General features: G+C 67.1%; 11 protein-coding genes. 5 read left to right on the top strand and 6 right to left on the bottom strand.

Translation table 11 applies throughout. From position 1 onward, the window contains the following. Positions 1-109: 109 nt before the first annotated feature. Positions 110-1,489 carry a helix-turn-helix domain-containing protein gene (locus CVN68_RS19585; protein ID WP_100283679.1) on the bottom strand — a complete coding sequence of 460 codons (1,380 nt, stop codon included), beginning with the start codon at positions 1,487-1,489 and terminating at the stop codon, positions 110-112. A gap of 194 nt (positions 1,490-1,683) precedes the next feature. On the opposite strand from CVN68_RS19585, the gene aceA reads away from it, so the two are divergent. Both aceA and CVN68_RS23730 read left to right on the top strand, forming a co-directional pair. Beyond that, positions 1,684-2,967 carry an isocitrate lyase gene (gene aceA, locus CVN68_RS19580; RefSeq protein ID WP_100283678.1) on the top strand — a complete coding sequence of 428 codons (1,284 nt, stop codon included), beginning with the start codon at positions 1,684-1,686 and terminating at the stop codon, positions 2,965-2,967. A gap of 11 nt (positions 2,968-2,978) precedes the next feature. Then, a complete protein-coding gene (locus CVN68_RS23730) occupies positions 2,979-3,146 on the top strand; it encodes a hypothetical protein (protein ID WP_199560141.1) in 168 nt (55 codons plus the stop codon). Between the two features lie 40 nt (positions 3,147-3,186). Here the strand turns inward: CVN68_RS23730 and CVN68_RS19575 are convergent, their stop codons facing one another. After that, a complete protein-coding gene (locus CVN68_RS19575) occupies positions 3,187-4,635 on the bottom strand; it encodes an MFS transporter (protein ID WP_233503440.1) in 1,449 nt (482 codons plus the stop codon). Between the two features lie 150 nt (positions 4,636-4,785). Between CVN68_RS19575 and CVN68_RS19570 the strand changes: the two genes are divergently transcribed. Beyond that, positions 4,786-5,931 (top strand): acyl-CoA dehydrogenase family protein, encoded by a 1,146-nt coding sequence (locus CVN68_RS19570; protein WP_100283677.1) that lies wholly within the window; start codon positions 4,786-4,788, stop codon positions 5,929-5,931. Positions 5,932-6,036: 105 nt separating this feature from the next. Further along, positions 6,037-6,825, top strand: a complete 789-nt coding sequence (locus CVN68_RS19565) for an SDR family oxidoreductase (protein WP_100283676.1) — start codon at positions 6,037-6,039, stop codon at positions 6,823-6,825. Here CVN68_RS19565 and CVN68_RS19560 read toward each other — a convergent pair. From CVN68_RS19560 to CVN68_RS19545, 4 genes are all read right to left on the bottom strand, one after another. Continuing rightward, positions 6,822-7,157 carry a UrcA family protein gene (locus CVN68_RS19560; RefSeq protein ID WP_100283675.1) on the bottom strand — a complete coding sequence of 112 codons (336 nt, stop codon included), beginning with the start codon at positions 7,155-7,157 and terminating at the stop codon, positions 6,822-6,824. The genes CVN68_RS19565 and CVN68_RS19560 overlap by 4 nt on opposite strands. 87 nt (positions 7,158-7,244) lie before the next feature. After that, positions 7,245-8,786 carry a M56 family metallopeptidase gene (locus tag CVN68_RS19555; protein ID WP_100283674.1) on the bottom strand — a complete coding sequence of 514 codons (1,542 nt, stop codon included), beginning with the start codon at positions 8,784-8,786 and terminating at the stop codon, positions 7,245-7,247. Further along, positions 8,786-9,160 carry a BlaI/MecI/CopY family transcriptional regulator gene (locus CVN68_RS19550; protein WP_100284550.1) on the bottom strand — a complete coding sequence of 125 codons (375 nt, stop codon included), beginning with the start codon at positions 9,158-9,160 and terminating at the stop codon, positions 8,786-8,788. The genes CVN68_RS19555 and CVN68_RS19550 overlap by 1 nt, the downstream gene beginning before the upstream one ends. Before the next feature lie 71 nt (positions 9,161-9,231). Next, entirely contained in the window at positions 9,232-11,490 is a 2,259-nt protein-coding gene (locus CVN68_RS19545) for an NADP-dependent malic enzyme (RefSeq protein WP_100283673.1), read from the bottom strand. A 251-nt stretch (positions 11,491-11,741) separates the two neighbouring features. Here CVN68_RS19545 and mutS point away from each other — a divergent pair, with 251 nt between their 5' ends. Next, positions 11,742-14,324, top strand: coding sequence for a DNA mismatch repair protein MutS (mutS, locus tag CVN68_RS19540; protein WP_100283672.1), 2,583 nt, complete (start codon positions 11,742-11,744; stop codon positions 14,322-14,324). Positions 14,325-14,333: the final 9 nt, after the last annotated feature.

Below are 14,333 nucleotides of genomic sequence, written 5' to 3'. Positions count from 1 at the left end.
GGCTCATGGCAGCGACCCGACGGAGCGCGCACCAGCGACGCAACCGCGAGGCAGCGCGCTGGTTCCAGATCAAATCGACCGAAATATGTCGATTTGCGTCCGCGGTATGTCAGTCCGGGGCGAAACCGAACGGCGTGACGCCGCTCTCGCGATCGTTCGGCAGCAGCATCGCCCGTCCCGCCGGCGGCGCTGAGCGCTGGGGGCAATCGGGACGCGTGCACGCGCGGCAACCGAGCCCGATCGGCATTGCATGCCCGGCGAGATCGCGCCCCGCCGCTACGGCAAGCGTCCGCGCCTCGCCCGCCGCGAGCCCGACCCCCACTGCGAAGCGCGCGGGAATGCTCGTCACCCGAGCCCCCTGCGGCTGGACCGCGCGCGCGACCGTGAACCAGCGACTGCCGTCCTCGAGCTCGACGAGGTGCGTGACCATCTCGTCGCGGGCGAAGGCATCAAAAATATTCCACAAAGGACAGATCCCCGGCCCCTCGACCAGCGGCGATGCACTCGCCCCGGCATAGCGTTTTGACATCTGACCCGCGCGATCGACTCGCAGCAAGAAGAAGGGCAGCCCGCGGGCGCCGACCCGCTGAAGCGTGGTCAGCCGGTGTGCGACCTGGCTGAAGCTCGCCCCGAAGCGGCGCTGGAGCAGTTCGAGATCATAGCCGCTCGCCTCGCAGGCGCGCAGGAAGCGGGCATAAGGCATCATCACCGCCGCGGCGAAATAGCCGGTGAGGTGGCGCCGGTAGAGCCGCTCGGCGCCGCGATCGAGCGCGGCACCCTTGACCAGCCCGTCGATTTCCCCCCGCGCCTCCTCGGCCAGCCGCTCGGCAAGCGCGAAGCTGCGGCCCGGTGCGTCGAGCATTTCCGAAAGCTGGATCTGCCGGGCGTGGAGGTCGAGCCGTTTCATCCGGTCGGGCATCACTTCCGCAGGCAGGATCCGCACGGCCAGTTGATGCTTGACGCGCAGCCGCTCGGCCATCGCGCCGTAAAGATCCCCCGCCGCGATCCGCATCTCATCGGCAAGCGTCTCGGCGGCGGCGTCGAGATCGGCGAAATGGTTGCGCCAGCGCTCGATCTCGCGGCGAACCTGCCGCACGGCATCGTCGGGCTCCGCGGCCCCGGCCGAGCCGGCACCGATCCGGTCATAAGCGCGCGCAAAGGCTTCGGCGCCGCCCGGCGCGCCCGCCAGCCATTCCTCCAGCTGGTGCCGGTCGATCTCCAGATCGGCGAACAGCGGGTCTGCCAGCCGGCGGCGGAGCGCCTCGGCGCCCCCGCCCGGCTCGCTCGCCGCCAGTCTGCGCGGGTCGAAGTCATAGGTTTGGGCGAGCCGGAGCATCACCGTCGCGGAGATCGGTCGCTGGTTGCGCTCGACCAGGTTGAGATAGCTCGCACTCACGGCCAGCGCTTCGGCCATCGCCACCTGGCTCAGCCCGAGCTGGCGACGAAGACGGCGGACCGCGTGTCCGGCGAACAGCTTCTGATCGGCCATTTCCTACACGCTCCGTTCTTGATATGTTCGCAAACCACCGATTCGGAATACGTTGTAAATATATTTACATGATTACAAGCGCGGGCGCCGCTTTAGTCACCCGTTGACCCCGAGATAGAACGAATATCCTGTGATTGAGTCAAGCTAAGGCGCAAATCGGCCCTCGACACCACTAATACTGTCAAGGAAATGACATGCCGATGACCTTCGAAGATCTCGTCCCAGCCCCCAGCGGCCGCTTCGACGGCATCGTCCGCCCCTATTCGGCTGACGACGTTACCCGGCTGCGCGGCTCGCTGCCGATCGAGCATACCATCGCCCGTCGCGGCGCGCTCAAGCTCTGGGAGCTGCTGAAGTCCGAGGACTATATCCATGCGCTCGGCGCGCTTTCGGGCAATCAGGCGATGCAGATGGTCCGCGCCGGGTTGAAGGCGATCTACCTCTCGGGCTGGCAAGTCGCCGCCGATGCCAACACCGCCGGGCAGATGTACCCCGATCAGTCGCTCTACCCCGCCAATGCCGGGCCCGAGCTGGCGCGCAAGATCAACGCGACTCTCCAGCGTGCCGACCAGATCGAGCATATGGAAGGCGGCGCGACGCGCGACTGGTTCGCGCCGATCATCGCCGATGCCGAGGCCGGCTTCGGCGGGCCGCTCAACTGCTTCGAGATCATGAAGGCCTATATCGCCGCAGGCGCCGCCGGGGTGCATTATGAAGACCAGCTCGCATCCGAAAAGAAATGCGGGCACCTCGGCGGCAAGGTGTTGATCCCTACCCAGGCGCATATCCGCAACCTCGACAGCGCCCGGCTCGCGGCCGACGTGTCCGGCGTCCCGACGGTGATCTGCGCACGCACCGATGCCGAGAGCGCGCGGCTGATCACTTCGGACGTCGACGAACGCGACCACGAATTCCTCACCGGCGAACGCACCGCCGAGGGCTTCTTCCGATTGAAGGAAGGCACCGGGGTCGATCATTGCATCAAGCGCGGCCTCGCCTTCGCCAGCCATGCCGACCTGTTGTGGTGGGAGACCTCGAAGCCCAATCTCGACGACGCCCGCCGCTTCGCCGAGGCGATCAAGCGCGCGCACCCCGAGAAGATGCTGGCCTATAATTGCTCGCCGAGCTTCAACTGGGAGAAGAATCTCGACAAGGACGACATCGCCCGCTTCCAGCGCGAGATCGGCGCGATGGGGTACAAGTTCCAGTTCGTCACGCTCGCGGGCTTCCACCAGCTCAATTACGGCATGTTCGAGCTGGCGCGCGGCTATCGGGACCGCGGCATGGCGGCTTATTCGGAACTCCAGCAGGCCGAATTCGCCGCCGAGGCGAACGGCTACACCGCGACTCGCCACCAGCGCGAAGTCGGCACCGGCTATTTCGATGCGATCGCGCAGGCGGTGGCCGGCGGCGAGAGCTCGACCACGGCGCTCGCCGAGAGCACCGAAGCCGCCCAGTTCAACCAGCAAGCCGCGTAAGGAGAAGTAGCATGACCGAACCGCAGCCCAAAGAACCGCAAAGAAGCCGCGCCGTTTTCTCGACCGAGGATTTCCGCCTGCTTCGTGAGGCGGTCGGGACCCACCTCCACAAGGTCAAGGATCTGCCCGAGTCGACGAAATACGCCAATCTCTATCACCGCCTCGGCCGCGTCGCCTGAGGCCAGACTTTCCTGGGGAGGAAAGGATGCTCGCCGGGGTTCACCCCCCGGCGGGCATTTCCGCCTTGGCCAATCGCTCCACCCGCGCGAGATGCTCGGCCTTGCCGAACGGAAAGCGCCGGTAGAAGAACGCCGCCGCGAAGCCGAGCGACAGATAGAGCGCGGCGAACAGGATCGTCAGCCGGTCGACCGTCTCGACGGGGACACTGCCCGGCTTGGCCGTCTCGGGGAAACCGGCGATCGCCAGGATCGAGCCTGCAACGAAGATGCCGAGCCCGCTGGTGCATTTTTGGACGAAGAACGCGCCGGCAAAGAACACCCCCTCAGATCGCCGCCCGGTCTCGACCTCCGAATGCTCGACGACATCGGCCATCATCGACGCGCCGAGGATCGTCGAGGACACTACGCAGGTTGCATTGACGGTGAAGATCGAAAGCAGCAGCGGCACCAGCGCCGGGTTTCCGGGCGCCGGGAACAGTCCGGCCAACCGCAGCCAATAAGGCAGTGTCAGCAGGATCGCCGCGCCGACCATGAAGCCCATTGCGGCCACCGGCTTGCCGGTCCGCTTCGCCACCCGCGGCGCGAGCAGGAACGCACCGATCACCCCGAGCAGCAGAACCAGCCCGAGCCACTGGAAGTCGGCGCCGCGAAAGCCCCAGACATGGGCATAGAGATAATTGGACAGCGCGTAGCTGATGCCCTGCGCCGAATAATAACAGATCCCCGCCGCCATCAGGATCAGAAAGGCGCGGTTGCGCACGCTCTCGCGCAGCTCGCGGAAATTCTGGCCAAGCGACTGGCGTTCGATCTCGGGCCGCGGCAGCCGGGCGATCTCGCGGTGCGTGCCCAGCGCCGAAACGAGGATCGCTATGAACATCGCCGCAGCGCCCGCCGCCGCGAACGCCACATAGCCGCGCCGGTCGAGCAGCCCGTCGGCGAGGAAATAGCCATAGGATGCCATCAGCATCGCCATTCCGCCCGCCCATCCGAACAGATAGCGATATGCCATGATCCGGGTGCGCTCGTCATAATCGGCCGAGAGTTCGGGGCTCAGCGCTTGCGACGGTACTTCATAGGCCGAGACCGCGGTCCGCACGAGCACTGCGCTGGCGAACACCCAGACCAGCATCGCCCCATGCGACCAGGCCGGCGGATTCCACAGCAACAGCCAGCCGAGCGCAATCGGTGCCGCCGACGCATACATCCACGGATGCCGCCGCCCCCAGCGCCCGCGCGTCCGGTCCGAAAGGAAGCCGATCGCCGGATCGATGAATGCGTCGAGCAGCAATGCGCACATGATCGCGAAGCCGACCTGCGCGGAGGGAAGCCCGAGCACCTGATTGTAGAACAACAAGAGGAAGGTCGAGAAGCACAGGTCCTTCACGCCGTACGCGACTGCGCCGAAACCGTAAGAGAGCATGGTCGACTGGCGCACGCGGCGCACCGGCGGAACGGCGGGCGCCCCCGCATTGGCTTCATTCGCCACCATCGCCGATCCTCGCGCTTTATGCTCTACCGGCGCAGCATAGGAGGCGCAGTAGCGGCGTCAATCGCGGCTATTGGAAGATTGGGTATGGCTTGCTCGATCCGCAGGCGTAGCTATAGCATGCGGCTTCGAACAACAGGAACGGTTCCAATAATGGCGCTCGACCCCGAGATCTTCGACACGCTGATCGATACGATCCGGCGCTTCGTAAGCGAGCGGCTGCGTCCGCTGGAAGCCGATGTCGAGGCCGCCGACGCTATTCCCGAGGCGGTGATCGAGGAGATGAAGGGGCTCGGCCTGTTCGGACTGTCGATCGCCGAGGAATATGGCGGGCTCGGCCTGACGATGCTCGAGGAATGCCGGGTCGCGATCGAGCTCGGCCGTACCACCCCCGCCTTCCGCTCGTCCTTCGGCACCAATGTCGGGATCGGCAGTCAGGGCCTGGTGATGGCCGGAACGCCAGAGCAAAAGGCCGATTGGCTGCCGCGGATTGCGAGTGGCGAAGTGATCACCAGCTTCGCGCTGACCGAACCCGATGTCGGATCGGACAGCGGCGCTGTGAAGACCCGCGCGGTGCGCGACGGCGATGTCTATCGGCTCAGCGGCACCAAGCGCTTCATCACCAACGCCGACAAGGCGCAGCTGTTCACGGTGATGGCGCGTACCGGCGAGGACCCCGGCGGGCGCGGCGTCTCGGCCTTCCTCGTTCCGCGCGATTTGCCCGGCGTGTCGATCGGCGAGCCCGAGAAGAAGATGGGGCAAAAGGGCGCCCGCGTCGCCGATGTGGTGTTCGATGACACCCCCGTCCCCGTCGCCAACCGGCTCGGCGAGGAGGGCCAGGGCTTCAGGATCGCGATGCAGGTGCTCGATCGCGGGCGGCTGCACATCTCGGCGGTATGCGTCGGCGTCGCCGAGCGACTGATCGCCGACTGCGTCGCTTATGCCAGCGAGCGGAAACAGTTCGGCAAGCCGATCGCCGAGCACCAATTGATCCAGGCGATGCTCGCCGATTCCAAGACCGAGGCTATGGCCGCGCGGGCGCTGATGCTCGAGACCGCGGCGAAGAAGGATGCGGGTGAAAATACGACGATGGAGGCCGCCGCGACCAAGTATTTCGCCAGTGAGATGGTCGGCCGGGTCGCCGATCGCGCGGTGCAGATATTCGGCGGCGCGGGCTATATCGCCGATTACGGCATCGAGCGGCTCTACCGCGACGTACGGCTGTTCCGGATCTACGAAGGCACCAGCCAGATCCAGCAGTTGATCATCGCCAGGGAGACGCTGAAGCGCGGCGGGTAAGCGAAATCCGTCATCCCGGCGAACGCCGGGATCTCGGGAGGCGCGCGGACCCCTGGCGGCACACGATCCCGGCTTCCGCCGGGACGACGAATTGGGAGAGAGTTCATGGACACCAACAGCCTGTTTCGCCTCGACGGCCGGATTGCTTTGGTCACCGGCGGATCGCGCGGGATCGGACGGATGATCGCCGAGGGCTTCGTCGCGCAAGGCGCCAAGGTCTATGTCTCGTCGCGCAAGGTCGAAGCCTGCGAGGAAGCCGCGGCCGCGCTCGGCGGGAATTGCATCGCCCTGCCGCACGACATCTCCACCGTCGAGGGCTGCCGCGCGCTGGCCGCCGATCTCGCCGCGCGCGAATCGCGGCTCGACATCCTCGTCAACAATGCCGGCGCCGCATGGGGCGAGCCGTTCGAGACCTTTCCCGAAAAGGGCTGGGACAAGGTCATGGATCTCAACGTCAAATCGCCCTTCTTCCTGACCCAGGCGCTGCACGGCCTGCTCAAGGCTGGAGGTTCGGCCGAACGCCCGGCCAAGGTGATCAACATCACGTCGATCGACGGCCAGCGGCTGAACCTGTGGGAGACCTATAGCTATCACGCCTCCAAATCGGCGCTGATCTATCTGACCAAGCGCATGGCGGCGCGGCTGGTGCGCGATCATATCAACGTCACGTCGATCGCGCCCGGCGCCTTCCCCAGCGACATGAACAAGGCAGCGCGCGACCACGGTGATGCGGTATCCAAAGCGATCCCGGCGAAGCGCATCGGCAACGACGAGGACATGGCCGGCACCGCGATCTACCTCGCCAGCCGCGCCGGCGACTATGTCATCGGCGACACGATCACCGTCGATGGCGGGCTGGTCAACGCATCGCTCGGGGTCAGCATCGACGGCTAGAGCCGCCGCCCGCGAACACCCGCCTCACGCAGAGCCTGCTTGTAGGCGTGACGAACCTCGGGCCGCATGTCGGCAACCAGCGCCGAGCGCACCTGTTCGAGACAAAGGAAGCGGTCGTGGCTGAGCAGCTGCGGTGTCACTTCGTCCTCGTGGCGGCGGCAGAACCCGCGCGCCGCGGTCGCCACGCGGGCGCGCAGCTCCGCGCGGCCGGCGGGTTGGTCGAGCGCCAGATCGCCAAAGGCGACGTGCGCTGCCGGTTCGAGCGGCATCGCCGACGCTCCCGACGCACAGGCACCGAGCAGGATCAGCGGCAGGAACAGGATGGTCCGCATGGCAATCTCCCTTGATCGCCGGGCAAGCCGGCTCCGTGGCGCGGAATCGCGCTTTTCGTTTCGAGCTTCGTCAGGCGTGGTGGGGCGCTAGCCCCCGAAGAGCTTTCGCCGCGCGTCGATGTCCAATTTGTCCGCCTGGCTACGCAGCGAACCCGCCGCGCGCGCATGCGCATCGCGGACTTCCTTGACGACCGAGCCATCGGCCGCGACTGCTTCGAGGTCCTGGGCCTTGACCCGCAGGCCCGTGGCTGCGTCGGTCATTGCCTTGGCGAAGTCACGGTCGTCGGCATTGCCGGCGCGGATCGCGGCCCCCGCCCGGCGCATTCCGACATTGCTTTCGCGGTTCTGCACCCGGATGCTACGCTTCTCGAATATGGCCTCGCGCCACGCCGCCGCCTGAGTCCCCGGCGCCGGAGGTTGCGGTGGAGGCGGTGTATGCCCAGCATGGCCCTGCGGTATTTTCGCCGCCAGTTCCAGCTCCAGCAGCAGGCGCGGCCTCGGCTCGGCCGTGACTGCGGGCCGGGGCGCGCGAGTCGGCACGATCCGGCGCGGAGAGGCGCGCTGACGCTGCACGGGCGGCGCTTCGGCGGCGCGCGCGGCGGGAATGATCGCAGGCAGATCGGCGAGGACCGCGGATGCGGGAAGCGATGCCCGCGTTTCCATCGGCGCAGGGGCGGGTGCCGCCGCGTGCACCAGCTGCATCGCGGCGAGCGGCGCGGCCACAAGCGGCGCACAGATCAGCATCACCGCGCACAGCAGCCGGCTGGCGGGCCTCGCCGCATCGGCATTGAGGATACCGCGGATCCGCCGCCCCAGCGCGCTATGCGTGATCGACATGCCGCACGCCGCCGGATGCGCCGCGCCGCGTCCCAGCGTCAGCAGGGCCTGGGCGTAATCGGCGCGCGCGACATGGCGGATCGCTTCTTCGTCCGCCGCCAGCTCGGCCTGCCGCGCCAGCTCGCGGGTGAGCAACCAGACCAAAGGATTGAACCAGAAACACAGCACCACCAGCTGCGCTGCCATCAGCACCGGCCAATCGAACCGGCGGACATGCGCCAACTCGTGCGCGATCACCGCTTCCGCTTGCTCGGCACGCTGTTCGGTACCCGGCCCGATCAGCAGCCACGCCGGTGCGATCCCCCAGCTCATCGGGGCGGCAACATGCGGCGAGACCAGCAGCCGCACCGGGCGACGCAACCCTCCGGCGCCGCGCATCGCCGCGATCCAGCGCGGATCGCGGACCGGCGCGGCGCTGTGAGTCCAGCGCCACAGGGTCGAGACGCCGACGGCGAGGCGGAGCAGCAGCATTGCCGCACCGATCAGATACAGCGCCGCCAGCCAATCGAGGGATATGGCGGTGGCCCCCTCCCCGGCGGCCATGTCCACGGCCTCCGCACTCGTCGCGGCAAATCCGGTCACGGCAGGCGTATCCAGCGCGGGAAGCACAGCGACCTCGAGTTCGGGGACCGCCAGCGCCAGCAGCGGCAGCATCAACAATGCCGCCAAAGCGGCGCGGAGGAGCGCGACGCGTTCTGCCGGCGCGCGGTACCGCAGCAGGTGGCCGGCCAGCAGGGCCAGCCCGGCGATCAGCGCCGATTTCCAGCCAAAATCCACAAGCGAGGCAAGCATCACTCGGTCTCCTTGCGCGCCTTGTCGATCGCGCGCTGGAGCATTTCGATTTCATCGGGATGGAGCCGCGGCTCCATCCCGAGCAGCGCTGTGGCGGCCTGCGCGGCCGACCCTTGGAAGAAGGTCTGAACCAGCCGCTGCAGCGCGGTTTCGGCAACCGCTTCGGTCTGCTCGACCGGCGTATAGACATAAGCCTGATTGACGGTGCGATGCGCGACCAGCCCCTTGGCGGCGAGGCGCGAAAGCAAGGTCCGTACGGCCGAATCGCTGGGCGGATCGGCAAGCGCGGTGCGCACCGCCGCGGCGGTGCCCTCGCCGAGGCTGCACAACACTTCGAACACTTCGCGCTCGCGGCGCGGCAGCGACTCGATCACGCCGACCTCCTGCTCCAACTGCTACATTTGTAGCATGCTACAAATGTAGCAGCAAGAGGCTGCCAAGGCGGTTAGCGCGCGATCCCGCCCGCGGCGAGCACTGCCAGCGTCACCAGCTCACTCGCAGTCGCGGTCATCGGCGCGATCTGGACCGGCTTCTCCATGCCGATCAGCATCGGCCCGATCATCGAATCGCCACCAAGCTCACGAAGCAGCTTGGCCGAGATGTTGGCCGATTGGAGCCCCGGCATGATCAGCACGTTGGCCGGGCCCGAAAGCCGCGCGAACGGGTATTTCGCCATCTGGCGGGGATTGAGCGCGACGTCGGGCGACATCTCGCCTTCATATTCGAACTCGACACTGCGCTCGTCGAGCAGCTTGATCGCGCCGCGGACATTGTCGAGCCAGCGGCCTTCGGGATTGCCGAAGTTCGAATAGCTGAGGAAGGCGACGCGCGGCTCATGCCCCATACGACGCGCGACCTGGGCGGTGCCCTCCGCGATCGCGGCGAGCTCCTCCGTGTTGGGGCGCTCGTTGACCGTGGTGTCGGCGATGAACACCGTGTGCGACTGGCCTACCATGACGTGGATGCCGAACGCAGTGCGGCCTTCCTCATAATCGATCACGCGCTTTATCTGCCGCATCGTCTCGGCATAGGTGCGCGTGACGCCGGTGATCATCGCATCGGCCTCGCCGAGCTGGAGCAGCAAGGCACCGAAGATGTTGCGGTCGCGATTGACGATCCGCTCGATGTCGCGGCGCAGATAGCCGCGGCGCTGGAGCCGCTGGTAGAGGAACTCGACCATCCGCGGCACCAGCGGCGAATTGACGCTGTTGTGGAGTTCGAAATCCTCGGGGTTGGCGCCGAGCTTCTGGAGCCGCTCGTGGACCGATTCGCGCCCGACCAGCACCGGCGTGCCATAGCCGCCTTCCTTGAACGCGATCGCCGCGCGCAGCACGACTTCCTCTTCGCCCTCGGCGAAGATCACCCGCTTGGGATTGGCGCGCGCCCCTTCATAAGCGAGGCTGAGCACCGACGTGGTCGGGTTGAGCCGGGCGCGGAGCGATTGGCGATATGCCGCCATGTCGATGATCGGCTTGGTCGCCACCCCCGAATCCATCGCCGCCTGCGCCACCGCGGCGGGGATGAGCTCCATCAGCCGCGGATCGAACGGCGCGGGGATGATGTATTCGGGGCCGAAGCTGTGCTGCGTGCCATAGGCCGCGGCGACTTCCTCGGGAACCTGCTGGCGCGCCAGCTCGGCGAGCGCGCGGGCGGCGGCGATCTTCATCGCGTCGTTGATCGTCGTCGCGCGCACGTCGAGCGCGCCGCGGAAGATGAACGGGAAGCCGAGGACATTATTGACCTGGTTCGGATAGTCCGAGCGGCCGGTGGCGATGATCGCGTCGGGGCGCGCGGCCTTGGCGACCGGCGGGCTGATCTCGGGATCGGGATTGGCCATCGCGAACACGATCGGATTGGGCGCCATCGTCTTGAGCAATTCGGGCGACAGCGAATTGGCCGAAGCGAGCCCGATGAACACGTCGGCACCGTCGAGTGCGTCGGCGAGCGTCCGCTTTTCGGTAACTACCGCATGCGCCGACTTCCACTGGTTCATGCTCTCTTGCCGGCCCTGATAGATCACGCCGGTCAGATCGAGCATCAGCAGATTGTCGTGCGGCAGACCCATCGCCTTGATCAGTTCGGCACAGGCGATCGCGGCGGCGCCGGCGCCGAGCATCACGATGTTGGTCGTCTTGAACTCGCGCCCGGTCAAATGGAGCGCGTTGATCAGCCCGGCCGCGGCGATGATCGCCGTGCCGTGCTGATCGTCATGGAATACCGGGATGTTCATGCGTTCCCGGAGCGTCTGCTCGATCACGAAGCATTCGGGGGACTTGATGTCCTCGAGATTGATCCCGCCGAAGCTGGGCTCCATTAGCTCTACTGCGTCGATGAAGCGATCGACGTCCTCGGTCTTGAGCTCGATGTCGATCGAATCGACGTCGGCGAAGCGCTTGAACAGCACCGCCTTGCCTTCCATCACCGGCTTGGAGGCGAGCGCGCCGAGATTGCCCAGCCCGAGAATCGCCGTGCCGTTCGAGATCACTGCGACCAGATTGCCCTTGGCGGTATAGTCGTAGGCGAGCGACGGATCCTCGGCGATCGCGCGGACGGGCACCGCGACGCCGGGCGAATAAGCCAGCGCGAGGTCGCGCTGGGTCGCCATCGGCTTCGAGGCGATGATCTCGATCTTACCCGGCCGTCCCTCGGAATGGTACAACAGCGCCTCGCGCTCCGAATATTGGACGTTCGATTCCTCAGACATGCGTCTCTCCCTGATATCGATCCTTTAGGAGCCGCTTTCCGGCGCCGCAACACGCGCGCACAAAACGTATACGAAAAAATGGTAGCGCTATCATAAGGGCAGGACGCCGCCGGTGTCGTCGATACCGGCCAGCCCTTCCCGGACTGGCAACGACGTTGCCGGCCACTTTTCCCCAAGATTCCCTCGCACGGGTGTTGATCGCCCCTGCGCATCGGTTACCCACTCGCGCCATGGCCACAGCCCCCACTCCGATGATGGCGCAGTATCTCGCCTTGAAGGCCGAGGCCGAGGATTGCCTGTTGTTCTATCGGATGGGCGACTTCTTCGAATTGTTCTTCGACGACGCGAAGATCGCCAGCGCCTGCCTCGACATCGCATTGACCGCCCGGGGCGAGCACGATGGCGAGCGCATTCCGATGTGCGGCGTGCCGGTGCACGCGATGGATGGCTATCTCGCGCGGCTGATCAAGGCCGGGCACCGTGTTGCTGTCGCCGAGCAGACCGAGACGCCCGAACAGGCCCGTAAAAGGATGGGCTCCAAGGCGCTGGTCAACCGCGCGATTGTCCGAGTGGTGACCGCAGGGACGCTGACCGAGGAGGCGCTGCTCGACAGCCGATCGGCAAATTGGTGCGTCGCGATCGGCGAGGCGGCGACGGGGGTGGCGATCGCCTGCGCGGACATTTCGACGGGGCGGTTCGAGGTTTGCGAAGGCGATGCGGAGCGAATGTCAGCGGAGATCGCTCGGCTGAACCCCGCCGAGACGATCGTGTGCGACGGGACTGCATTTGCCGAGCTTGGGACGGTCGTCCGGCCACGGGTGGACTTCGACAGCAGCGACGGAGAGGCGCGGCTGAAACGGCTTTTCGGCGTGGCGACGCTCGACGGATTCGGTAGTTTCTCGCGCGCCGCGCTCGCCGCGGCGGGCGGGCTGGTCGCCTATCTGGAGCACACCGCCAAGGGATCGCTCCCGTTCCTGCGCCCGCCCCGGCTCAGCCGCAGCGACGCCGTGATGGCGATCGACGCTGCGACGCGCGAGAGCCTTGAACTCTGTGTCAGCCAATCGGGCGCGCGCAAAGGCAGCCTGCTCGATTCGGTCGACCGCACCGTCACAGGCGCCGGCGCGCGCCTGCTCGGGCAGGATATCGCCGCGCCGCTGATGGACCGCGCCGCGATCGAGGCGCGGCTCGATCTGGTGCAGCGCTTCCATGACGATGCCGGATTGCGCGACATGGTCCGCGGCAGCTTGCGCGCGCTGCCCGACATCGGCCGCGCGCTCGGGCGGCTGGCCGCCGGGCGCGGAAGCCCCCGCGACCTGGGACAACTTCGCGACGGACTCGACGGCGCGTGGCGGCTGGGCGAGCGGCTCGACGCCATCCCTGCCCCGCCCCCGTTGCTGGCCGAGCTGGCGCCGCAGCTGCGCGGCCACGGCGCGTTGATCGACCTGCTGGGCCGCGCCCTGGTCCCCGAACCGCCGATCGACTCCTCGAACGGGGGCTATATCGCCGAGGGCTATGACGCCGCGCTCGACGATCTGCGCGATGCGGGCGCCGGCGGACGGCGGGCGATCGCGGCGCTCGAGGCCGAATACCGCACCCGCACCGGCATCACTGCGCTCAAGGTGCGCCACAACGGCGTGCTCGGTTATCATATCGAAGTTCCCGCGCGCGTCGCCGATTCGCTGATGCGGCCCGACAGCGGCTTCACTCATCGCCAGACGCTCGCCGGGGTGGTGCGCTTCAATGCCCCCGACCTGCACGACGTGGCAATCAAGGTGACCCAGGCCGGCGCGCACGCGCTCACCGCCGAGGCTGCGCATCTCGAAGATCTCACCGGCCACGCACTCGAACGCCGCGAGGCTATCGCCGCGACTGCCGACGCGCTCGCCCGGATCGACGTCGCTGCCGCGCTGGCCGAGCGTGCCGGCGAAGGCGGCTGGGCGCGGCCGGCTCTGGTCGACCATGCCTGTTTCGAGATCGTCGGCGGGCGGCACCCGGTGGTCGAGGATGCGATCGCCCGCTCGGGCGGGCGCTTCGTCGCGAACGACTGCAGGCTTTCGGAGGATTCGCGGCTGTGGTTGGTCACCGGGCCGAATATGGGCGGCAAATCGACCTTCCTGCGCCAGAACGCGCTGATCGCAGTGCTCGCGCAGGCGGGCAGCTACGTCCCCGCCGCATCGGCGACCTTGGGCCTCGTCGACCGGCTGTTCAGCCGCGTCGGCGCGTCGGACAATCTCGCGCGCGGGCGTTCGACCTTCATGGTCGAGATGGTCGAGACCGCGGCGATCCTCGCCCAGGCGACCCCGCGCAGCTTCGTCATCCTCGACGAAGTCGGGCGCGGCACTTCGACCTATGACGGGCTGGCGATCGCCTGGGCAGTGGTCGAGGCGATCCACGAGGACAATCGCTGCCGCTGCCTGTTCGCGACACATTATCACGAGCTGACCCGGCTGGCCGAGCGCTGCGACGCGCTGACTTTGCACAATGTTCGCGCCCGCGAATATAAGGGCGAGCTCGTCCTGCTCCACGAAGTCGCCGAAGGGCCGGCCGACCGCAGCTATGGCCTCGCGGTAGCGCGGCTCGCGGGGCTGCCGCCGGCGACGATCAAGCGCGCCAAGTCCGTGCTCGACAAGCTCGAGGCGGGACGCGCAAAGACCGGCGGGATCGCCGCGGGGCTCGACGATCTGCCGCTGTTCGCCGCAATCGCCCAAGCCGAGGTCGAGAAGGTCGATGCGCTGCGCACCGAGCTGGAGACTCTCGACGTCGACGCGCTCACCCCGCGCGAGGCACTGGAAGCGCTATACCGCCTGAAGGGACTGGCGGGCGAGGCCTCCTAGATCCTCCCC

Source organism: Sphingomonas psychrotolerans (genome assembly GCF_002796605.1).
GTDB classification, from domain to species: Bacteria; Pseudomonadota; Alphaproteobacteria; order Sphingomonadales; family Sphingomonadaceae; genus Sphingomonas; species Sphingomonas psychrotolerans.
Note: the sequence above shows the minus strand (reverse complement) of the source record. Positions and strands in the feature narration are given on the sequence as shown.

Bases quoted from the DNA above. Each gene is read 5' to 3' on its own strand.
- mutS (WP_100283672.1), top strand. From the start codon at position 11,742: ATGATGGCGCAGTATCTCGCCTTGAAGGCCGAGGCCGAGGATTGCCTG.
- CVN68_RS19565 (WP_100283676.1), top strand. From the start codon at position 6,037: ATGGACACCAACAGCCTGTTTCGCCTCGACGGCCGGATTGCTTTGGTC.
- CVN68_RS19585 (WP_100283679.1), bottom strand. From the start codon at position 1,489: ATGGCCGATCAGAAGCTGTTCGCCGGACACGCGGTCCGCCGTCTTCGT.
- CVN68_RS19555 (WP_100283674.1), bottom strand. From the start codon at position 8,786: ATGCTTGCCTCGCTTGTGGATTTTGGCTGGAAATCGGCGCTGATCGCC.
- CVN68_RS19570 (WP_100283677.1), top strand. From the start codon at position 4,786: ATGGCGCTCGACCCCGAGATCTTCGACACGCTGATCGATACGATCCGG.
- CVN68_RS19575 (WP_233503440.1), bottom strand. From the start codon at position 4,635: ATGGTGGCGAATGAAGCCAATGCGGGGGCGCCCGCCGTTCCGCCGGTG.
- CVN68_RS23730 (WP_199560141.1), top strand. From the start codon at position 2,979: ATGACCGAACCGCAGCCCAAAGAACCGCAAAGAAGCCGCGCCGTTTTC.
- aceA (WP_100283678.1), top strand. From the start codon at position 1,684: ATGCCGATGACCTTCGAAGATCTCGTCCCAGCCCCCAGCGGCCGCTTC.
- CVN68_RS19560 (WP_100283675.1), bottom strand. From the start codon at position 7,157: ATGCGGACCATCCTGTTCCTGCCGCTGATCCTGCTCGGTGCCTGTGCG.
- CVN68_RS19545 (WP_100283673.1), bottom strand. From the start codon at position 11,490: ATGTCTGAGGAATCGAACGTCCAATATTCGGAGCGCGAGGCGCTGTTG.